Annotated in this window: 17 protein-coding genes, 1 other RNA gene and 2 pseudogenes; 13 read left to right on the plus strand and 7 right to left on the minus strand. The window is 57.9% G+C overall.

Annotation, left to right across the window (positions count from 1 at the left end):
* Nucleotides 1-47: 47 nt before the first annotated feature.
* Nucleotides 48-1,961 (minus strand): molecular chaperone DnaK, encoded by a 1,914-nt coding sequence (gene dnaK / locus FX984_RS14765; RefSeq protein WP_027605358.1) that lies wholly within the window; start codon nucleotides 1,959-1,961, stop codon nucleotides 48-50.
* 102 nt (nucleotides 1,962-2,063) lie between these two features.
* Nucleotides 2,064-2,624: a nucleotide exchange factor GrpE gene (gene grpE, locus FX984_RS14770; protein WP_027605357.1), complete on the minus strand. Its 561-nt coding sequence runs from the start codon at nucleotides 2,622-2,624 to the stop codon at nucleotides 2,064-2,066.
* A 254-nt stretch (nucleotides 2,625-2,878) separates the two neighbouring features.
* Between grpE and recN the strand changes: the two genes are divergently transcribed.
* Nucleotides 2,879-4,552: a DNA repair protein RecN gene (gene recN / locus FX984_RS14775; RefSeq protein WP_027605356.1), complete on the plus strand. Its 1,674-nt coding sequence runs from the start codon at nucleotides 2,879-2,881 to the stop codon at nucleotides 4,550-4,552.
* A gap of 85 nt (nucleotides 4,553-4,637) precedes the next feature.
* Here the strand turns inward: recN and fur are convergent, their stop codons facing one another.
* A complete protein-coding gene (gene fur / locus FX984_RS14780; protein WP_010562662.1) occupies nucleotides 4,638-5,042 on the minus strand; it encodes a ferric iron uptake transcriptional regulator in 405 nt (134 codons plus the stop codon).
* A gap of 98 nt (nucleotides 5,043-5,140) precedes the next feature.
* Between fur and FX984_RS14785 the strand changes: the two genes are divergently transcribed.
* Nucleotides 5,141-5,668: an outer membrane protein assembly factor BamE gene (locus FX984_RS14785; RefSeq protein ID WP_027605355.1), complete on the plus strand. Its 528-nt coding sequence runs from the start codon at nucleotides 5,141-5,143 to the stop codon at nucleotides 5,666-5,668.
* Nucleotides 5,669-5,730: 62 nt separating this feature from the next.
* Here the strand turns inward: FX984_RS14785 and FX984_RS14790 are convergent, their stop codons facing one another.
* A complete protein-coding gene (locus tag FX984_RS14790) occupies nucleotides 5,731-6,033 on the minus strand; it encodes an RnfH family protein (protein ID WP_027605354.1) in 303 nt (100 codons plus the stop codon).
* A complete protein-coding gene (locus FX984_RS14795) occupies nucleotides 6,026-6,460 on the minus strand; it encodes a type II toxin-antitoxin system RatA family toxin (RefSeq protein ID WP_027605353.1) in 435 nt (144 codons plus the stop codon). The genes FX984_RS14790 and FX984_RS14795 overlap by 8 nt, the downstream gene beginning before the upstream one ends.
* A gap of 168 nt (nucleotides 6,461-6,628) precedes the next feature.
* On the opposite strand from FX984_RS14795, the gene smpB reads away from it, so the two are divergent.
* On the plus strand, nucleotides 6,629-7,111 hold the full coding sequence (gene smpB, locus FX984_RS14800; protein WP_014719962.1) for an SsrA-binding protein SmpB: 483 nt from the start codon (nucleotides 6,629-6,631) through the stop codon (nucleotides 7,109-7,111).
* A 35-nt stretch (nucleotides 7,112-7,146) separates the two neighbouring features.
* On the opposite strand, the gene FX984_RS14805 is transcribed toward smpB, so the two are convergent.
* Nucleotides 7,147-7,914: an FCD domain-containing protein gene (locus FX984_RS14805; RefSeq protein WP_027605352.1), complete on the minus strand. Its 768-nt coding sequence runs from the start codon at nucleotides 7,912-7,914 to the stop codon at nucleotides 7,147-7,149.
* 261 nt (nucleotides 7,915-8,175) lie between these two features.
* Here FX984_RS14805 and FX984_RS14810 point away from each other — a divergent pair, with 261 nt between their 5' ends.
* From FX984_RS14810 to ssrA, 4 genes are all read left to right on the plus strand, one after another.
* A complete protein-coding gene (locus tag FX984_RS14810) occupies nucleotides 8,176-9,870 on the plus strand; it encodes a lactate permease LctP family transporter (protein WP_027605351.1) in 1,695 nt (564 codons plus the stop codon).
* A 105-nt stretch (nucleotides 9,871-9,975) separates the two neighbouring features.
* Nucleotides 9,976-12,786 (plus strand): FAD-binding and (Fe-S)-binding domain-containing protein, encoded by a 2,811-nt coding sequence (locus tag FX984_RS14815; protein WP_092358286.1) that lies wholly within the window; start codon nucleotides 9,976-9,978, stop codon nucleotides 12,784-12,786.
* 138 nt (nucleotides 12,787-12,924) lie between these two features.
* Complete coding sequence (locus tag FX984_RS14820; protein WP_027605349.1) at nucleotides 12,925-13,203, plus strand: hypothetical protein; 279 nt, start codon at nucleotides 12,925-12,927, stop codon at nucleotides 13,201-13,203.
* Between the two features lie 94 nt (nucleotides 13,204-13,297).
* Nucleotides 13,298-13,694, plus strand: a transfer-messenger RNA (tmRNA) gene (gene ssrA, locus FX984_RS14825).
* A 251-nt stretch (nucleotides 13,695-13,945) separates the two neighbouring features.
* Here the strand turns inward: ssrA and FX984_RS14830 are convergent.
* Nucleotides 13,946-15,115 carry an MFS transporter gene (locus FX984_RS14830; RefSeq protein ID WP_027605335.1) on the minus strand — a complete coding sequence of 390 codons (1,170 nt, stop codon included), beginning with the start codon at nucleotides 15,113-15,115 and terminating at the stop codon, nucleotides 13,946-13,948.
* Nucleotides 15,116-15,325: 210 nt separating this feature from the next.
* On the opposite strand from FX984_RS14830, the pseudogene FX984_RS33200 reads away from it, so the two are divergent.
* The 6 genes and pseudogenes from FX984_RS33200 to FX984_RS14850 form a co-directional block, all read left to right on the plus strand.
* Nucleotides 15,326-15,451 (plus strand): annotated as a pseudogene (locus tag FX984_RS33200) (DUF6124 family protein); the annotation flags it as partial.
* Nucleotides 15,452-15,801: 350 nt separating this feature from the next.
* The gene (locus tag FX984_RS14835; RefSeq protein ID WP_027605334.1) at nucleotides 15,802-16,734 is read left to right on the plus strand and encodes a chemotaxis protein CheV; all 933 of its coding nucleotides are present in this window, start codon (nucleotides 15,802-15,804) and stop codon (nucleotides 16,732-16,734) included.
* 240 nt (nucleotides 16,735-16,974) lie between these two features.
* Complete coding sequence (locus tag FX984_RS14840; protein ID WP_315899085.1) at nucleotides 16,975-17,925, plus strand: HD-GYP domain-containing protein; 951 nt, start codon at nucleotides 16,975-16,977, stop codon at nucleotides 17,923-17,925.
* Between the two features lie 132 nt (nucleotides 17,926-18,057).
* Nucleotides 18,058-19,320 (plus strand): annotated as a pseudogene (locus tag FX984_RS33370) (cache domain-containing protein); the annotation flags it as partial.
* Nucleotides 19,321-19,431: 111 nt separating this feature from the next.
* Nucleotides 19,432-20,220, plus strand: coding sequence for a methyl-accepting chemotaxis protein (locus tag FX984_RS33375; protein ID WP_438811760.1), 789 nt, complete (start codon nucleotides 19,432-19,434; stop codon nucleotides 20,218-20,220).
* A 150-nt stretch (nucleotides 20,221-20,370) separates the two neighbouring features.
* The gene (locus FX984_RS14850) at nucleotides 20,371-21,810 is read left to right on the plus strand and encodes an ArnT family glycosyltransferase (protein WP_146478309.1); all 1,440 of its coding nucleotides are present in this window, start codon (nucleotides 20,371-20,373) and stop codon (nucleotides 21,808-21,810) included.
* Nucleotides 21,811-21,812 lie beyond the last annotated feature (2 nt).

Consider the following 21,812-nt stretch of genomic DNA (forward strand, 5'->3'; position numbering starts at 1 on the left):
GACATCCTACCAGTCACCGCTTGATAGCGGTCAACCGGACGACCAACTTACTTCTTGTCGGTAACTTCTTCGAACTCGGCATCGACAACATCGTCTTTAGCTTCTGGCTCTGCCTGTTGAGCAGCACCGTCAGCCGGCTGAGCCTGTTCGGCGTACATTTTCTGAGCCACTGGCGCGGAAACTTTCGACAACTCTTCAACCTTGGCTTCAATGGCAGCCTTGTCGTCGCCTTTGACAGCGGCTTCCAGGGCAACTACAGCAGCTTCGATCGCGGCCTTCTCTTCAGCGGTCACTTTCTCGCCAGCATCAGCGATCATTTTGCGTGTCGAGTGAACCAGTGCGTCGCCCTGGTTACGGGCACCTGCCAACTCTTCGAACTTCTTGTCAGCTTCAGCATTGGTTTCAGCATCACGGATCATCTGTTGAATTTCTTCATCAGAAAGACCGGAGTTGGCCTTGATGGTGATCTTCTGCTCTTTGCCGGTAGCCTTGTCTTTCGCACCTACGTGCAGAATGCCGTTGGCGTCGATGTCGAAGGTCACTTCGATCTGTGGCACGCCACGTGGTGCTGGTGGAATCTCAGCCAGGTCGAACTTGCCCAGGGACTTGTTCTGAGCAGCCTGCTTACGCTCACCTTGCAGCACGTGAATGGTCACAGCACCCTGGTTGTCATCAGCCGTCGAGAACACCTGGGATTTCTTGGTAGGAATCGTGGTGTTTTTCTCGATCAGCGCAGTCATCACGCCACCCATGGTTTCGATACCCAGGGTCAGCGGGCTTACGTCCAGCAGCAACACGTCTTTCACGTCACCGGCCAATACCGCGCCCTGGATGGCAGCACCCATGGCAACCGCTTCGTCCGGGTTCACATCTTTACGTGCTTCTTTGCCGAAGAACTCGGTAACCAACTTCTGAACCAGTGGCATACGGGTCTGACCGCCTACCAGGATCACGTCGTTGATCGCACCAACATCAATACCGGAGTCTTTCAGCGCAATGCGGCATGGCTCGATAGTGCGTTGAACCAGGTCTTCGACCAGCGCTTCCAACTTGGCGCGAGAAATCTTCACGTTCAAGTGCTTAGGACCGGTGGCGTCTGCGGTGATGTACGGCAGGTTAACGTCGGTCGACTGAGCAGAAGACAGCTCGATCTTGGCTTTTTCAGCAGCCTCTTTCAGGCGCTGCATCGCCAGCGGGTCACCCTTGAGGTTCATGCCGCTTTCTTTCTTGAATTCGTCAACGAGGTAGTCGATCAGACGAATGTCAAAGTCCTCACCACCCAGGAAGGTGTCGCCGTTGGTGGCCAACACTTCGAACTGGTGCTCGCCGTCTACTTCAGCGATCTCGATCACGGAAACGTCGAACGTACCGCCACCCAGGTCATAAACGATCACGGTGTGATCGCCCTTGGCCTTGTCCATACCGTAAGCCAGAGCAGCTGCGGTCGGTTCGTTGATGATACGTTTTACATCCAGGCCCGCGATGCGGCCGGCGTCTTTGGTCGCCTGGCGCTGGCTGTCGTTGAAATAGGCTGGAACGGTGATCACCGCCTCAGTCACTGTCTCACCCAGGTAATCTTCGGCAGTCTTCTTCATCTTCTTCAAGATTTCAGCCGAGATTTGCGGTGGCGACATTTTCTGGCCATTTACTTCAACCCAGGCGTCACCGTTGTCAGCCTTGGCGATCTTGTAAGGGACCATTTTGATGTCTTTTTGTACGACTTCTTCGTCGAACTTACGACCGATCAGGCGCTTCACCGCGTACAGGGTGTTATGCGGGTTGGTCACAGCCTGGCGCTTGGCCGACTGGCCAACGAGGATTTCACCATCGTTGGCGTAAGCGATGATCGACGGCGTGGTACGCGCGCCTTCGGCGTTTTCGATTACTTTTGCAACGCCGTTTTCCAACACGGAGACGCAGGAGTTGGTGGTCCCCAGGTCAATACCGATAATTTTGCCCATGATTTACTCTCCCGAAACTTGAATTTGGTTGCCGCAGCAGTGGTGGCTAACTGCGGTAGCACTTAAACGCTTGACTTATAAATGGGGGCCTTGCGGCGGATTTCAAGCCTGCTCATCAATAGAAGGTGCAACGGGTGCAGGAGCCTTGCTCACCACCACCATTGCAGGGCGCAACAGGCGACCGTTGAGCTGATAGCCCTTCTGGAACACTTTCAACACACTATTGGGCTCGAGGTCGTGGCTTTCTTGCATGGCCATGGCCTGGTGAAGCTCAGCGCTGAACGGTTCGCCGCCTTGCGGATCAATGGCTTCCAGCTGATAACGCTTCAGGGTGTCCTGAAACATTTTCAGGGTCAGTTCGATCCCTTCGCGCATCGGGCGGATGTTTTCGTCATCCGGGTTGGACAACTCGAGGCCACGCTCCAGGCTGTCAATAATTGGCAGCAGGTCGCCCGCGAACTTCTCCAGCCCGAACTTGTGAGCTTTTTCTACGTCCTGCTCGGCACGGCGGCGGACGTTCTGCAGATCGGCGGCAACACGCAAAGACTGATCCTGCGCAGCGGCCAACTGCTCTTCGAGCACTTGCACACGAGTTGCCAGTTCATCACCGACAGCCGAATTGGCGTCCGGAGTTTGCGTATCCTGCGTCTGTTCGTCAGCCATAGATTTCTCCTTTCAAAATCATGCGCGAACTCAACTCGCGCTTCTGTTCCGGTATATGGGGCCACAATTTCCAGGTTCAAGGGTGCAGGCTCTACCAAAAGTCTTTCGCCTGCCCCAGATCAACTTCGGCCCGATCATTCTCCTTTGCACTAAAAAAGCTGAACGACCGAGCAAATTGAGCTAAGCATCAGGATTGTCAGCCCAGAACAAAACACTGTATAAATAACCAGACCTAAAGCCTGGGAGCGGCCGTCATGCTCGTGCACCTGTCTGTACACAACTACGCCATCGTTGAACATCTGGATCTCGAACTGGATCGCGGGATGAGCGTAATCACAGGCGAAACCGGCGCCGGCAAGTCGATCATGCTCGACGCCCTGGGCCTGACCCTGGGCGACCGCGCCGACAGTGGCGTGGTGCGCCCGGGCGCGGACAAGGCCGACATTCTGGCCACCTTCGACCTCGCGGACATCCCCGAAGCCGAAGCCTGGCTGGTCGAGCGCGACCTTAATAACGACGGCCCGTGCATCCTGCGCCGAGTCATCACCGCCGAGGGGCGCTCGCGCGGCTACATCAATGGAACCCCCTGCCCCCTTGGCGACCTGAAGGCCCTGGGTGAACTGCTGATTGACATCCATAGCCAGCATGAACACCAATCCCTGCTCAAAACCGACACCCATCGCCGCCTGCTTGACGAGTACGCTGGCGCCACCGACCTTGCCCGGCAGGTACAACTGGCTGCCCAGCGCTGGCGCCAGACCCGACAGGAGCTGGAGCGACTGTCCAATTCCGGTGACGAGCAACGCGCTCGCCATCAATTGCTCAGCTATCAGCTTGAAGAGCTGGAAAGCCTGGGTCTGGGCGAAACCGAGCTGGAACAACTGGAACAGGAACACAAGAACCTCACCAACGCCGAAACCCTGCTGTCTATCTGCCGCCAGGTGGTGGAGCAATGCAGCGAGAGCGATTCCGGCAATGTGCTCAACGCACTCACCGCCAGCCTCAACCGACTGTCCAGCGTTAACAGCGCTTCGGGCTCACTGAGTGAAGCCACCACCCTGCTGACCAGTGCGCAAATCCAGGTAGAAGAAGCCGTCGGCGAACTCAATCGCTTTCTCGATCATTTCGACGCCGACCCGGCGCGACTGCAGGAAATAGAAGAGCGCCTGGACACCATCTATACGCTGGCGCGCAAACATCGAATCCAGCCCACCGAAGTGGCAACCATGCAGCAGAAACTGCTGGATGAAATCGAGACCCTGAACGCGAATGACGAATCCATTGAGCGACTGGGCGAAGAGCTCGGCTCTTTTGCCCGCCACTATCAGGAGAAAGCCCGCGAACTGAGCGATCTGCGCAAACAGGCTGCGACCAGCCTCGCTGGCGCCGTCGAGCAGGAAATTCAGCGCCTGGGCATGCCGGGCGGGCGCTTTACCATCGAGTTGCGCACCAACGCCAGCAATGAGCTGCAGCCCTACGGCCTGGAGCAGGTAGAACTACTGGTCAGCGCCAACCCGGGGCAACCGCTCAAGGCACTGGCAAAAGTGGCGTCTGGTGGCGAGCTCTCGCGAATCAGCCTGGCGATCCAAGTGATTACCGCGCAAACCTCACGGGTACCGACACTGGTGTTCGATGAAGTAGACGTAGGTATCGGTGGCCCCACGGCGGAAATTGTGGGTCAGTTACTGCGCCGCCTGGGGGATCGCGGCCAGGTGCTGACCGTCACTCACTTGCCGCAAGTCGCGGCCCAAGGGCATCAACACTTGTTTGTGCACAAGGTCAGAGGCAGCGAAGCGACACACACGGCAGTATCCAAACTGAACAAGTCGGAGCGCGTGGAAGAAGTGGCACGGATGCTCGGCGGGATCGACCTGACCAAAGAGTCTTTGGCACACGCGAAGAAAATGGTCGTAGCCACCAAGGCCTGAGCCGAGCTTTTCCTTATTATAGAAAGCACGAAGGCGACCCTAGGGTCGCCTTCGATCGTTTCGCAGAGCAATTCTGCGTCGCTTTTTACTTTTTCTTACGGATGTACAACACAAGATTGTGGTCGACCAAATCGAAACCATGCTCCTCAGCAATTTCGTGCTGGAGCTTTTCGATTGCCGGGCTGGTGAACTCGATAACCTCATTGGTATCCAGGTCAACCATGTGGTCGTGATGACCACCGTCAGCCAATTCGAACACAGCATGACCGCCGTCGAAATTATGACGAACCACCAGCCCTGCGGCTTCAAACTGGGTCAGTACACGGTAAACCGTGGCCAGGCCGACGTCCTCGTTAGACTCCATCAGCGCCTTGTAAACATCCTCGGCACTCATGTGGCGCTGCTCAGCAGAATCGAGCATTTGTAGAATCTTGACTCGTGGCAGAGTCACTTTAAGACCGGCTTTGCGTAGTTCGCTATTTTCAACCATGGTTAGCTTTCTCGCGGATGCTGCTTCGCAGCTTCTCTTAATACGGGTATGATCGGCGTTTACGTTGTCCCAGCCAAGATAGTGGAAGTCGCCCACCGATGCAAAACACCAAGCTCTTGCTAACCAGTTTCACCTTTGTGGGACTGCTCGCACTCGCCGGTTGTTCATTCCCCGGGGTTTACAAAATCGACATCCAGCAGGGCAATGTCGTCACGCAGGACATGATAGACCAGTTACGCCCGGGAATGACCCGACGGCAAGTACGGTTTATCATGGGCAACCCCCTGCTGACCGACACTTTCCACGCCGATCGCTGGGATTATCTCTACAGCCTGCAGCCTGGTGGCGGTGAACGCCAACAGGAGCGTGTCAGCGTCATTTTCAATGGCAATGACCAGCTTGTGAGCCTGTCGGGTGACTTCATGCCAGGCGTAAGCCGTGATCAAGCGCTGCTCGGCAACGATAACGGCACAAACGTGACTGCACCTGTGCAGGAAAGCGAGAAGCCGAAGTCCGAAGTACCGGCCAAGCCAGGCTCCTTGCTCGACAAGATCCAGAAAGACGTCGACGGGGTCGAAACGGTCCCCGTCCCGACGCCTCAGCCTCTGGACACCAGCCCGCAGTAACATTGCGGCGCATATAAAAAGCCCGGCATGCCGGGCTTTTTGCTGCCTGTCATTCAGCCAGCCTATGGATGCTGCCGCTTCGCCAACGCCGCCTTGGCAGCACGCAGCCTGCGCACTTCTTTAGGGTCCACAAGCAAGGGCCGATAGATTTCAATGCGATCGCCCGATTGTGCGGGGCGCACCTCCGCATCCGTGACGACCTTACCGAATACCCCCAAGGGGCAAGCAGCCAGATCCAGCTCAGGAAACTGCATAGCCATCCCTGACAATTGCACGGCTGCACGCAGACTGGTTCCCGAAGCCACCGTCAGCGCCAGCAGAACCTGGCGATCCTCGGCGGCATAAACCACCTCGACCTCAACCATGCAATTGCTTGGCTCGCTGACAGAATGCATCCACCAGGGTATTGGCCGCCTGATTGAACAACGGCCCCAATGTGGCCCGCACAATCGGCCCAGCGTAATCAAACGACAAATCCAGGCTGATCTTGCAGGCCTTGTCGGTAAGCGCCTTGAAAACCCATACACCATGCAGCTGGGTAAACGGCCCTTCCTGCAAATTCATTTCAATGGACTTGCCCGGCACCAGCGCATTCCGCGTAACAAAGTGCTGACTGAGCCCGCCTTTCGCCACCCCAACACTGGCAACCATATGTTCATCACTGCTTTCCAGCACCTCGGCAGTTGAGCACCAAGGCAGGAATTCCGGGTAACGCGCCACGTCGTTGACCAGGTCATAGAGCGCCTGCGCCGGATAGGGCAACAGGGCCGAACGTTGAATATGCGTCGTCATGTGTGCGTGATTTCCACAGCTGAGCGGCAAACATCGCGAAACAACAGTCCGATCCGCGAAAGAAAAAAACCAAAGAACTGCCGGTATTGTCCGGGATTCGACCAACACGCTCAAGCACGCAGGTTGACCGTAGCCGACACGCTCGCAACTCCCTATAATGCCGCCCCTATGGCTAAACAAAAGAAACACCCCACAGGGACCATCGCGCAAAATAAAAAAGCGCGACACGATTACTTCATCGAACATCGGTTCGAGGCTGGTCTGGTCCTGGCCGGCTGGGAAGTAAAGAGTCTGCGTGCCAGCAAGTTGCAACTGGTCGACAGCTACGTATTGCTCAAGGATGGCGAGGCATGGCTGCTTGGCAGTCATATCACCCCGCTGACAACCGCGAGCACCCACGTGATTGCCGACCCGGTGCGCACGCGCAAACTATTGCTCAATGCCCGCGAACTGGAAAAGCTCGCCGCAGCCGTACAGCAGAAAGGCTATGCCTGTGTCTGCCTGTCCTGGTATTGGAGCAAGCACCTGGTCAAGTGCGAGATCGCACTGGGCAAGGGCAAGAAGGAATACGATAAGCGTGATACTGAGCGCGAACGCGATTCCAACCGCGAACTGCATCGCGCGGTGCGCAACAAAGGCAAGGAAGAATAATCCTTGTAACGATGTAGCCTCGGGACTTCCCCCGGCTACATCCCCTTGCGCCGCTCCGCCCGCGCCACGCGCTGAACCTCCTGACGTACTTCCTCCAACACTTCCTGCACGTACTCCAGGTGACGTGTCGAGACTTCTCGCGCGTGTTCTGCCCGGCCCTCGATAATCGCCATGTACAGCTCCCGGTGCTGACTGATCAGCATGTCGCGCGTCTCCGTACGTTGCTGATACATGCCGCCAATATTGGTCACCACGTTACGCTTGAGCAGGTCGAACAAGCCGCGAATGGTGTGCAGCAACACCGCGTTATGGCTGGCCTCCGCAATGGCCAGGTGAAACTGTGCATCCGCAGCCCCCTCCTCGACCCGGCTCACGTCATCAACGCGGGCATAGCAATCCTGCAACGTCTCGAATGCAGCGGTCAGCCGCTCACGGTCGACCTCAGTCGCTCGCAATGCTGCGTAATAAGCACAGGACGCTTCAAGGGTCTGGCGAAACTCCAGCAGGTCACGCTGGGCCTCAGGATTGTTTTCCAGCAGATGCAGCAGCGGATCGCTGAACGTCGAGCCCAGTGACTCGGCAACATAATTGCCCCCTCCCTGACGGCTCACCAACAAGCCCTTGGCCGCCAGCTTCTGAATCGCCTCCCGCAACGACGGACGCGACACACCAAACTGTTCAGCCAAAGCGCGCTCGGCCGGCAAGCGTTCACCCGACTTCAACGTGCCCTCAAGGATCATCCCCTCAAGCTGCTCGACAATATCGTCAGACAAACGGCGCTGACGCACCTGATCAAACCCCATAACTCACTCTCCACCATCCCGACCACTCGCCGGGCCCTCTATTCTGGCCTATCGCCGCCCTTCCAGCACCTATCAGAACCGCTTCGATTCACCCGATCAAACCACCTCGCCTGCCGGGCTACGACCAAAGTTTCGCAAGCGGCAAATTGACACATACCCCGAAGACTTTTAACCTAGCCTCCGGCGATTGTAAATTGGTATTACCAATTATCCAAATCGACTATGAAGTGCCTGACCAACAACAATTAGGGGCCACCCCATATGCAAACCTGGCAACAGCTCTACAGCCCGCTCGGCAGCCTCGGCCTGTCCGCACTGGCCGCCGTTATTCCGATCGTGTTCTTCTTCCTGGCTCTGGCCGTGTTTCGCCTCAAAGGCCACGTGGCCGGCAGCATCACGCTGGCGTTGTCGATACTGGTAGCGATCTTTGCCTTCCACATGCCAGTGGACATGGCGCTGGCCGCCGCCGGTTACGGTTTTGCCTATGGCCTGTGGCCTATTGCCTGGATCATTGTCGCGGCGGTGTTTCTCTACAAACTCACCGTCAAGAGCGGCCAATTCGAGATCATCCGCAGCTCTGTCCTGTCGATCACCGATGACCAGCGTCTGCAGGTGCTGTTGATCGGCTTCTGCTTCGGCGCATTCCTGGAAGGTGCTGCCGGTTTCGGCGCCCCCGTGGCGATTACCGCCGCACTGCTGGTAGGCCTGGGCTTCAACCCTCTGTACGCGGCCGGCCTGTGCCTGATTGCCAACACCGCACCCGTCGCCTTTGGCGCCCTGGGAATTCCGATCATCGTTGCCGGGCAAGTGACCGGAATCGATGCATTCAAAATCGGCGCCATGACTGGCCGCCAACTGCCGCTGCTGTCGCTGTTCGTGCCGTTCTGGCTGGTCTTCATGATGGATGGCCTGCGCGGCGTTCGCGAAACCTGGCCAGCTGCGCTGGTCGCGGGCCTGAGCTTTGCCATTACGCAGTACTTCACGTCCAACTTCATCGGCCCGGAACTGCCGGACATCACCTCGGCCCTGGCCAGCCTGATCTCTCTGACCCTGTTCCTGAAAGTCTGGCAACCCAAACGCACTGCGGGCGCGCAGATTGCCGGCGCCACTTCCGACGCAGCGATTACCGCCAGCGCCGGCGGCTTCGGCCTGCCGCGCAGCACCGTCGCCTCACCTTACAGCCTGGGGCAGATCTTCAAGGCCTGGTCACCTTTCCTGATCCTCACCGTGCTGGTCACCATCTGGACCCTCAAACCGTTCAAGGCGATGTTCGCCGCAGGCGGTTCGATGTACAGCTGGGTATTCAACTTCGCGATCCCGCACCTGGATCAAATGGTGGTCAAGGTCGCACCCATCGTGACCAACCCGACTGCGATCCCAGCGATATTCAAGCTGGACCCGATTTCAGCGACCGGTACCGCGATTTTCTTCTCCGCACTGATCTCGATGCTGGTTCTGAAGATCAACATCAAGATTGGTCTTACCACTTTAAAAGAGACGTTCTACGAGTTGCGTTGGCCGATCCTGTCTATCGGCATGGTGCTGGCCTTCGCCTTTGTCACCAATTACTCCGGCATGTCTTCGACCATGGCGCTGGTATTGGCCGGCACCGGCGCAGCCTTCCCGTTCTTCTCGCCTTTCCTAGGCTGGCTGGGGGTTTTCCTGACAGGCTCCGACACATCGTCCAACGCCCTGTTCAGCTCGTTGCAAGCCACCACGGCGCACCAGATCGGCGTCAACGACACGCTTCTGGTCGCTGCCAACACCAGCGGCGGCGTGACCGGCAAAATGATTTCGCCGCAATCGATCGCCGTGGCCTGCGCCGCTACCGGACTGGTGGGTAAAGAATCCGACCTGTTCCGCTTCACCCTCAAGCACAGCCTGTTCTTCGCCACGATCGTCGGGCTGATCACCCTGGCCCAGGCTTACTGGTTTACCGGCATGCTGGTGCACTAAAGCCGTAGCAATAGGGTCATAACCGACGCCGGGCTATAACTTCGGCGTCGGCTTTGCGCAATCGTGTCAATACGGCGCCCAGGGGGTGCTGATCCTGGAGGACCAATGAGTCTGCCTGCCGCTTTCCTTGCTGACGTCGCACAGCTGATCCCACAAGATCGACGTTTCGACGATCCACTTTCCACCCTCGCATTCGGCACCGACGCCAGTTTTTACCGATTGATCCCACAACTGGTGATCCGCGTCGAATCGGAAGACGAAGTGGTGGCGCTGCTGCAACTGGCCCAGTGTGAACGTGTGCCGGTAACCTTCCGCGCAGCCGGCACCAGCCTATCCGGACAAGCGATAAGCGACTCGGTACTGATCGTACTGGGGGACAATTGGAACGGCCGTGAGATTCGTGGGCAAGGCACTCAGATCCGCCTGCAACCCGGCGTCATCGGCGCACAGGCCAACGCCTGGCTGGCGCCATTCGGGCGCAAGATCGGCCCAGACCCGGCGTCGATCAATGCCTGCAAGATCGGCGGAATCGTCGCCAACAACGCCAGTGGCATGTGCTGCGGTACGGCGCAGAACACCTATCACACCCTGGCCGGAATTCGTCTGGTCCTGGCCGATGGCAGCCGCCTCGATACAGAAGACGCAAGCAGCGTTACGGCGTTTCGTGAACAGCACGGCGCACTGCTCGAGCGCCTGGCCACACTCGGCCGTGAAACGCGGGCAAACGCTGAATTGGCAGCAAAAATCCGCCACAAATACCGTCTGAAAAATACCACCGGCCTGTCACTCAACGCCCTGGTGGATTTTGATGAACCACTGGATATCCTCAGCCATTTATTGGTGGGCTCCGAGGGAACCCTAGGGTTTATCAGCGCAGTCACCTACGACACCGTGATCGACCACCCGAACAAGGCGTCGGCGTTGATCGTGTTTCCGGATGTGGAGACCTGCTGCAACGCAGTCACCGTCCTGAAGACCCAACCGGTGTCGGCCGTCGAGCTGCTGGACCGACGCAGCATGCGCTCGGTGCAGAACAAACCGGGCATGCCCGCATTCGTACAGCACTTGTCAGAAAGTGCCTGCGCCCTGCTGATTGAATCCCGCGCCGCATCGCCGTCATTGCTGCATGAACAATTGGCGCTGATCATGGCGTCGCTGGCCGGTTTCCCGGTGGAGAAACAGGTCGACTTCACCGAAGACCCTGTGGAAAACGCCCGCCTGTGGGCCATCCGCAAGGACACCTTCCCCGCCGTAGGAGCCGTACGCAAAACCGGCACCACGGTGATCATCGAAGACGTCACCTTCCCGGTCGAGCAACTGGCCATTGGCGTGAACCGCTTGATCGAACTGTTCGACAAGCATCACTACGACGAAGCCATCCTTTTCGGACATGCCCTGGAAGGCAATCTGCACTTTGTGTTCACCCAAGGCTTCAACAGCGCGGATGAAGTCACACGCTATCAAGCGTTCATGGATGACGTCGCGCAATTGGTGGCCGTGGAGTTCGGCGGTTCGCTGAAAGCCGAACACGGTACCGGCCGCAATATGGCACCCTTCGTGGAGCTGGAATGGGGCAGCGACGCCTATCAATTGATGTGGCAACTCAAACGCCTGCTCGACCCCAACGGCATCCTCAACCCGGACGTGGTGCTCAGCCAAGACCCGCAGATTCACCTCAAGCACCTCAAGCCGCTGCCTGCGGCCGACGAGCTTGTGGATAAATGCATTGAGTGCGGTTTCTGTGAACCGGTGTGCCCATCGAAAGGCCTGACGTTGAGCCCGCGCCAGCGCATCGTGATCTGGCGAGATATACAGGCGAAAAAACGCGCCGGCGTCGACACCACCGAATTGGAGGCGGCCTACCACTACCAGGGCATCGACACGTGCGCCGCCACCGGCCTATGCGCCCAACGCTGTCCGGTAGGAATCAATACCGGCGACCTGGTGAAAAAACTGCGAAGCCGTGACGCCGACCGTACGAAAACCGCCGAATGGCTGGCCACCCATTTCGCCACGGCACTGCAAGGTGCACGCTTTACCCTGCATGTAGCCAATGGTGCACGCATGCTGCTGGGAGCGCCTCGCCTGGCGAAGCTGTCGGCCACCATGACCAAGTTGTCCAAGGGGCAGATTCCGCAGTGGACCAACGCCATGCCACAACCGGAAAAAGCCATTCGCTTCAGCCCGGCGGTGACGGATGAGCGGCCACGGGTGGTCTACCTGGCGGCCTGCGTCTCACGCGCCATGGGCCCGGCGGCCGGTGATAAAGAGCAGATGTCGTTGTACGAAAAAACCCAGGGCCTGCTGGAAAAAGCCGGTTACCAGGTCGTGTTTCCCGACAACCAGGACAACCTGTGCTGCGGCCAGCCTTTCGCTTCCAAAGGCTACGCCGAACAGGCAGAACACAAACGCCAGGAACTGATCGGCGCCCTGCTCCATGCCAGCCGCGGCGGCCTGGACCCGATCTATTGCGACACCAGCCCCTGCACCCTGCGCCTGGTGCAAGACCTTGGCGAAACGCGCCTGGACCTTTACGACCCCGTACGTTTCATCCGCACGCACCTGATGGACCGTCTCGACTTCACACCGCAGGAGGCGCCGATCGCCGTACACGTCACCTGCAGCACCCAACACCTGGGAGAAAGCCAGGCGCTGATCGACCTGGCCCGCCGTTGTGCCAAGACCGTGGTGATCCCGGAAGGCATTCACTGCTGCGGGTTTGCCGGCGACAAAGGTTTCACCACGCCGGAACTCAACGCCCACTCGCTGCGCTCCCTCAAGGATGCAGTGCAGTACTGCAGTGAAGGCATCTCCACCAGCCGCACCTGCGAGATCGGCCTGAGCCAGCATGGCGGCATCGACTATCACGGATTGGTGTACCTCGTGGATCGCGTGACCCAGGCCCGCGCCCATTGATCCCGCAAAAAAAACAGAACCCCTGCGCGCTGGCGTAGTCATCTGCATAGGCCTCGACGCACGAGGCCCATCAGTGATGTCGCTGGCTGCCCATGAACGCCAGCAGCGTCGAGCCTTTTTTGTGCAAGGAGATACCCTATGAAGCGTTCCGCTCTTGCTGGCTTGTTCATTACCGCTGCGATGTTGGCCTCCCCTGCTTTCGCTGCTGGCGAGCCCGACCTGTGCAAGATCAACCTGGACAAAATCAACAACGGTAAAGCGCTGCTCGCCACTGACACCAGTGGCAAAAGCGGCGAAATCGACACAGCCGTCTCCCAAGCCAAGGCCGCCCACGCCGCTGGTGATGACAAGAAGTGCATCGAAATCACCTCCAAGGCCCTGCAAGACCTGCAGAACCTCGACAAAGGCGGCCAGTAAACGAGAGGGTCAACCTTCGGGTTGGCCTTCCGTGACCGTTTGGCGTACACTGCACAGGCTTGTCACTCACTATGAAACAACGAGTTACAAGCACGGGGCCGTTTAGGATTCGACGCCGGTCGCGAAACTTTAGGTGCATGCCGAGTTGGTAACAGAACTCGTAAATCCACTGTTGCAACTACTTATAGTTGCCAATGACGAAAACTACGGCCAGGAATTCGCTATCGCTGCGTAAGCAGCCTTAGACCTGAGCTTCTGGTACCTTCGGGTCCAGCAATCACCAGGGGATGTCTGTAAACCCAAAGTGATTGTCATATAGAACAGAATCGCCGTGCAGTACGTTGTGGACGAAGCGGCTAAAACTTACACAACTCGCCCAAAGCACCCTGCCCTTCGGGTCGCTGAGGGTTAACTTAATAGAAACGGCTACGCATGTAGTACCGACAGCGGAGTACTGGCGGACGGGGGTTCAAATCCCCCCGGCTCCACCACTTGATCAACTAAAGACGTCCACGGACGTCTTTTTTTGTGCCTGAAACCCAGCAAACACAATGTTTTTATGACCGCTTTGCGCTTTCTAGCGCTTTTTGAGTTCCAGACGCTTTGGTATTCCATTGGTATTCACGGCTGCCCAGCACCAGTCTTGGGAAAGCCCCCCTGCCCTTGTGAAGACGACGTTCTCCGAATTTATCTCCAGCAGAGGCCCAACCGGGATACAGCGCTAAAAAGGTACAGACGCAATTCACTCTGATGCAGGAACTCTACGCAACATCAACATTGCAATGAAAACCGCACCGACTGTCCCCACCGAGATCATCAGCCCATGCTCGCTGACATATGACACTGTGGCGCCCGTGGCAATGGGACCCAATACGCTACCCAAGGTGTAGAACATCGCAATCGCCGTCATGGCGGTGGACACTTGATGTTCGCCCACCCGGTCTCCCGCCTCGATCACTGCCAGGGTGTTCATGCCGCCAATGGCGCCCCCCCAGAGGAACACGGTAATCGTCGCCAACCAAGGGAGCGGCTGGCTGAACGGAATAGCGAGGGTGCCCAGCAACAGTATCAAGCCGCAGATTAATTGACCGACCTTGTAGGAACTGCGGTCGGCCATCCAGCCGATCGGCAGTTGCAGGACGGTGCCTCCAATGCCGAACACCGATATCAGCAGGGTGGCGGCGGTCAATAGATAACCGGCCGAGAGGCTGTAGCCGGCAAGGAACGATACGGATGAGGTTTCCGAAAAGCCTGCGATAAACGCACCACACAGCGCCGTGGGGATGACGCTGAATAACTTGCCATGGCGTTTTTCCGCCGGGGTTTGCGGTCGCGTATCGTAGCCCTTGAGGGTTAAGGCCAGCGCGCCGGATAACAACACGATCACGGCACAGGCGTAGTAAGGCGCGGTACTCCCGACGCCGAATACCACCAACAGCAGCGGGCCAACGGCAATACCCAGGCCCATCAAGGTCTCATGTACGCCGATCGTCCGGCCGCGCTCGTCTTTCGAGGCGACCGCGAGGATCCACGTATCGCAGGCAATCCAGCGCAGGATCAAGCCAATACCGAGTACGAAGTTCAGCGAAAAAATTAGTACCAAATGGGTAGTCAAGGTCATACCGATCAGCGCGGCAATCGTCAGCGCTGCGCTGAGGATATTCGTCCTGACGAGCCCCAAATGGGCCAGCAAGCGCGGAACCCATTTGTAGAGCAGCAGGATCGCCAACCACGAGGCACTGACAATCACCCCGATCTTTGCCGGCTCGACCCCATGCTGATCCAGCGAAAGCGACAGCAGCGGAGTGACAGTACCTATCTGCACGATCTGTGACAGGGCCGAGAGCGTGTTTATCTTGGTGAGCGCAAACCAGCGTTGTTTGTCGGTGTACTCAATACCGGTATTTTCCATTCGTGACCGACCTTGGCTAGACAGCGCTAAAGTGTTCGAACAACCACGGGCAGAGCTCACCTTCGGGCTTGTGGAACAGCGCACTGATGGTGTCCAGAGGCGTCCAGTCGGCCTGGATGCCTTAGAGACTTTCGAGGAAGGGTAGAGCAATTTCCAGCACCCGACGATGATCCATCTGTTCCGGCTCGACTATCCCGCGGTGAAGCATGTATTACGCACCGGTCCCCCGAGCCCCTGCTGATTCAGGCAAGCGAAACCCTCGCCTCACTCAACGCCATGACCACCGACCAGGCCTTCGGGTTCGAAGGTGCCAACCGTCACAAGCTACTGGCCACCTAACAATTGATCGTGCCAGGTGAACTGATGGTCGAACGAGTGCTGGTACTCACCCAAGACGCGCGCATTCCAGTAACAAGAAAGGCCGAGTCGCATTCAGCGTCTCGGCCTTTTGTTGTCATACATCCACCCTGCTATTTTCCAATCTTAATCATTATCAACTCCCAAACCAGCAAGTTAGCCAACTAACTATTTTCAAACATCCGCCTGAATAGCTAATCATCCGCGTCGCTGTTGCTTTAACGATAAACCCCTCGATTATTTTTATTTCACATATATTTTACATTCCCCCACATATGCTAATGTCATTACGACATCAACGCTGTTCCAACCAGAATCAAGGGGTGTGTATGGCAGGTGTAATGGCATCCGTTAACAGCCGTACACAACTGGTCGGTCAGAACAGGCTGGAATTATTGCTATTCCGCTTCAACGACCAACAGCTGTACGGAATCAACGTCTTTAAAGTTCGGGAAGTTATCCGCTGCCCCAAGTTATCTCTACTACCAAAGTCTAATAACAACATTTGTGGCGTTGCCAATATACGCGGCGCTTGCATTCCTATTCTAGACCTCGCGATGGCAACGGGGCTGCCCGGGATCACGGATAAAGAAAGCGCCTTTATTATACTTACGGAGTACAACAACCGCGTTCAGGGCTTCCTGGTGTATGCGGTTGAACACATCGTCAATTTGAACTGGGAAGATATTCATCCGCCCCCCAAGGGCAGCGGCGACAACAATTACCTGACGGCCGTTACCCGTACCGATGATCGTCTGGTCGAAATCATCGACGTGGAAAAGGTGCTGACGGAAATCTCGCCCTCGTCCGAGGAAATATCCGTCGGCGTGGTGGATGACGCGGTCACTCAACAGGCCAGGCATCTGCGTGTGTTGACCGTGGACGACTCGATGGTGGCGCGTAAACAGGTGACCCGCTGCCTGGAGACGGTAGGCGTCGAGGTGGTCGCCTTGAACGATGGGCGCCAGGCGCTGGATTACCTTCGGGCCATGCTCGACGAGGGGCGCAACCCGCATGAGGAATTCCTGATGATGATTTCGGACATCGAAATGCCGGAAATGGACGGTTATACCCTGACCGCCGAAATCCGCGGTGACCCGCGCATGGCCAAGTTGCATATCGTGCTGCACACCTCCCTGTCGGGCGGTTTCAACCAGGCCATGGTCAAGAAAGTCGGAGCCGATGACTTCCTGGCGAAGTTTCGCCCGGATGACCTGGCAGGCCGCGTAGTCGCGCGTATCAAAGCCGCGAGCCCGATCTGAAAGGTAAGACAACATTGCTCAAGCCAGGGAGGCTGATGAGATACATATAAGAAGAACATCAACAGAGGGCATACCATGTTGAAGTGCAATGAACTTAATCTGCAGTCGCCTGACGGCGAGGCAAAGCCCTTCTGGCGGGGCGGTGCACCTTCAGAGGGGCCGTGCGCCCTGGGTTGCGGCGCTCCGCCAGCCACCCAGCCCCCAACAGCTGCTCCGGTCATCGCCGTCGTCCCCACCTCCATGCAGGACGAGTTGGTCGCCGCACAGGAAATCTGTAGCCGCGCCAAGACCGCCGTTGTCGAAATGTTCGGCCATGCCCGCATGGGCCGGGCCCTGGAGCTTGAAGACGTCAGTGCACTGGTGGACGACATTTCGAGCTCGATCGCCCGCCATCCCAACGCCTTTATCAGCCTGGCACGCCTTAAAAGCATCGACGACTACACCTACATGCATTCGGTCGCCGTGTGTGCGTTGATGATTGCCCTGGGTAACCAATTGGGCCTGTCCTCCGCACTGATTCGTCGGGTCGGGATGGCCGGGTTGCTGCACGACATCGGCAAAATGGCCATACCAGGTGCCATCCTCAACAAGCCTGGCCGGTTGAGCAGTGACGAATTGCAGTTGGTGCGCACCCATCCACTGGAGGGGGAGAAAACCCTGCTGGCGGCCTCGCAGATGTGCGAAATGGTCGTGGATGTGTGCCTGCATCACCACGAAAAAGTCGACGGTACCGGCTACCCCCATCAGTTGGCGGGTGACCAGATCAGCCTGGTGGCCCGGATGGCGGCGGTATGCGATGTCTACGATGCAATCACCTCGGACCGTTCCTACAACCAGGGCTGGGACCCCGCCGTCGCCATCCAGCAGATGTCCACATGGGACGGACACTTTGATGACGAGGTATTTCGTGCGTTTTTAAAGTCCGTGGGTATTTACCCGATCGGTTCTATCGTTCAATTGAAAAGTGGCAGTATCGGCGTAGTCATAGAACAACATCCTGATTCTTTATTGACGCCAAAAATAAAAGTGTTTTTCCTGCCCGTTCTGAATATCTATGTAACGCCGAAAATAATAGACCTGAGTGATCCCGCACAACCCGACCGGATTGTCGCGAGGGTGCCGCACCAGCGTTACGGTTTTAAAAACACCGACCGTTTATGGCTCGATGAAGAGACGCCCAAAGAGCACTAAGCAACACCCAGCGCTGTACCGCATGTATATGCCTAAGCAGCCAATGATAAAACACTATGCCTTGTGCAAAGAAAGTACCGGAATGTCGACATTCGATGATGTTTGCGACTATTAGCATGGGCAGGAAATATCATGAAATTCAACTCACTGCAGACTCGAATTTGCTTCACCGCCGGACTCTGCCTGTTTATCTCCTGTGCGAGCCTGGTGCTGTATGGCCTGTATTCCTCGAGCGCCAACCAGGCCTATGTAGGTGCTGAAGTTTCAACCCTGATTGAAAGCGCCACTATCCGCGAAGTGCAAAACCTGGCTGAGGCGCGTGCCAATGCCATCCAGGCAAAACTGCAAAACGCCTTGGATTCGGCCCGCACAATGGCCAATACCCTGGAAGCGAGTAAAAGTGCCCAGAGCCCGCTGAGCCTGGGCCGCGAGCAGATCAATGCGATGCTGCTCAGCGTGCTCAAGGACAACCCTGACTTCAACGGCACGTATTCATGTTGGGAGCCCGATGCGCTGGACGGCCAGGATCAAGCCTTTCGTATCAATGAGGGCGGTAACAACCCGCTGACGGGCCGCTTCACGCCTTACTGGACACGCAGTTCAGACGGCCATATCGCCGTGCAACCGCTGGTTGAGTACGATTCCGATGCCCGCCACCCCAACGGTGTGTTGAAGGGCGGCTGGTATTCCGGCCCGCGGGACACCCAGAAAGAAAGCGTGCTCGACCCGCTTCCCTACGTAGTGCAGGGCAAAAATGTATGGCTGACCACGCTGTCGGTACCGATCATCGCCAATGGCAAGTTCTACGGCGTGGTCGGTGCAGACTTCGACATTTCGTTTATCCAGAAACTCAGCGAACAAATGTCCGCCGACCTGTATGGCGGCAAAGGCTCGGTGTCGATCCTGAGCAATCAAGGGTTGGTGGTGGCCGACAGTAAACGCCCGGAGCTCATCGGCCAGTCGCTGAAAGCCTTGCTGCCCGGCACATGGGAAAAAGTGTTGGCCAATGTACAGAAGGGCCAGGGAGACAGTCGGCTCAACCCGGACTCACAGGAAATCGAAGTGCAGATGCCGATCAACCTGGGCCGCACCGGCAAGCCCTGGGCGATCGTGATCCATCTGCCCAAGGCGGTGGTCATGAGCCAGGCCATTGCCCTGGAGCAGGAACTGCAGTCACGCGGCGTCAAGAGCAGCATCTGGCAGGTCTCGGTCGGCGTGGGTATCTCCTTGCTGGCATTGCTGGCGCTGTGGTTCGCCACGGCGAAAATCGTCGGTCCGATTCGTGAAGCCGCCGCCCTGGCCGCCAACATCAGCCTGGGTGATTTCTCGCGTCGGCTGGTGCAAAAATCTGAAGATGAAGTGGGCCAATTGTCCTTTGCCTTGAACGATATGTCGGAAAGCCTGCAGCGCCAGGTGCGCGTGGCCGAGCGAATTTCCGAAGGGGACCTGGATCTGGAAGTGCGCCTGTCCTCGCCCAATGACACCCTGGGCAAGTCGTTGGAAAAAATGGTCGGCAACCTGAACACCTTGATTTCCCAGGTGCAGGCCAGCGCCACGCAAATCACCGGCAGTTCCGCGCAGGTCACCGAGTTGAGCCAGTCGCTGTCCGACGGCGCGTCCAATTCTGCCTCGTCCATCACGGAAATCAGTGCGGTGATGACCCAGATGGCAGCGCAAACCACCGACAACGCCGCCAATGCGAAAAAGGCCGACGAGCAATCCCAGGCCTCCCGCGCCGACGCCGGGGAAAGTGACAAGTTGATGAGTGAATTGATCGCCGCCATGGCGGAAATCGACAACTCGGGCAAAGACATCACGGCCATTATCACCACCATCGACAACATCGCCGCTCAAACCAATCTGCTGGCGCTGAACGCGGCCATCGAGGCCGCCCGTGCCGGCGAACTGGGCCGTGGCTTTGCGGTGGTCGCCGATGAGGTCAGGAGCCTCGCCGCCCGCAGCGCCGAAGCCGCCCAGCAAACCGCCGCGCTGATTGCCGACTCCTCGACCAAGACCCAGCGCGGCATGATCATCGCCGGCCGCACAGCCGACTCGTTGAGAAATATCGTCAGCGGCACCAGCACGGTGTCCAGCCTGGTGTCGTTGATCTACCAAGCCTCCAGTGAACAGGCTTCCGGCCTGCAGCAGGCGAGCATCGGCCTGGAGCAGATCGATGAAGTCACCCAGCAGAATCAGGTCAACTCCCAACAATGCGCGGTGGCGGCCAAGAACCTGTCGGAACGGGCCAGTTCCATGCAACAGGGCCTGAGCCGCTTCAAAGTCAAAGCCTCGTAATGCCTCACGCGAAGCCAGGGGGGAACATCAACCTCCTGGCCCAGCGCTATAAACCCACTCCCATTCATGAAATATTAAGAATCGCCTCCCTATACTCACCGATTGCGAGCCGTTCTCCCGAACGGCCTTCTGCCTCGGTAGCCAGACTCCATGACGCGCCCCGCTCCCCTGCTGCTCCTGCTTGCTGCTCTGTTGTTCTTCTTTGCCCTGGGAAACCACGAACTGCAAGGCTCCACCGAGGCCCGCGTCGCGGGGATCGCCATGGCCATGCACCTGGACAATGACTGGGTCGTGCCGCAACTGTTTCGTGAACCCTTCCTGGAAAAACCACCCCTGAGCCTGTGGCTGGACGCCGGAGCGATTCGCCTGTTCGGCGGCACGCCTGGGGCGGTCCGCCTGGCGTCGGCATTTGCCGGTCTGTTCAGCGTGATGCTGTTCTATGGAATGCTGCGCCGGTTCGGGCGCCCGAAAACATTGGCCTTCAGTGCGGCGCTGATCCTGGCGACCATGGCCAGCTACTGGAGCAATGTGCGCGGCGTGGGGGAAGACTCACTGCTCAGCCTCGGCGTGACCACCGCGCTGCTGGCGTTCTACCAGGCGATGCGGCCTGAGTCCGAGCGCCAAAGCTCGACGACCTGGGCCTGGGCGCTGTTTACCGCCGGCATGGTGATCGCCACCTTGAGCAAAGGCGTACTGGGCCTGGCGATGCCGGGCATCGTGATTTTCGTGTACCTGGCCAGCACCAGCCTGATGGACAGGCGCCTGCGCCTCGCCGACTGGCTCAAGCCGGCGCTGTTCACCCTGCTGGCATTGGTGCCGCTGATGATCTGGTTGTGCTTCCTGTTCCAGCGCGGCGGGATGCAGGCCGTGGGCGAAGTGCTGTGGACCAACAGCGTCGGGCGCTTCAGCGGCTCGTTCGTGGAGGCCGGGCATTACGAACCGTTCTATTACTACATCGCCAAGCTGCCCGAGGCCTTCCTGCCGTGGAACATCCTGGTGTACCTGGGCCTGTGGCATTTTCGTAAAAGCCTGGTGCACAACCGCTACCGCCTGTTTTTCAGCGTATGGCTGGTGGCGCAATTCACCCTGCTGACGCTGGCCTCAAGCAAGCGCACGGTTTACCTGATGGCCCTGACACCGGCCGCCGCTGTACTGGCTGCGGAATATGTGCGGGTGCTGCTGAAATGGCTGAAGGATCACAAGCCGGCGTTGTACGCCTATCACCGCCGCGTGATTGGCGGCGTGTTCACCCTGGCCGTCGCCTGCTACCTGATAGCCGCCTTCTGGTTCGCGCCCAAAGCCGACGTGCGCCAGTCGTTCGTGCCGTTGATCAGTCAGATCCAGGCACTGCAAGCCGAAGGCAAGGAGGTGGTGTTGTTTCAGCCCAATGAGCGGATTGCCGGCGCCAGCGTGTTCTACACCCAGGCCTACCTCCCGATCCTGCAGACCGAAGCCGAGCTTCAGCGCTTTTTGACCGCCAAACCCGGCAACGTCGCGCTGCTGGACCATACCAACGACTTGACCACCAAGGTCACGGTGATCAAGGAGATGGCCATCAACCGCCAGCCCTACTACTTCATCGAGCAGTAAGG

The organism is Pseudomonas marginalis (assembly GCF_008692035.1).
GTDB lineage: Bacteria > Pseudomonadota > Gammaproteobacteria > Pseudomonadales > Pseudomonadaceae > Aquipseudomonas > Aquipseudomonas marginalis.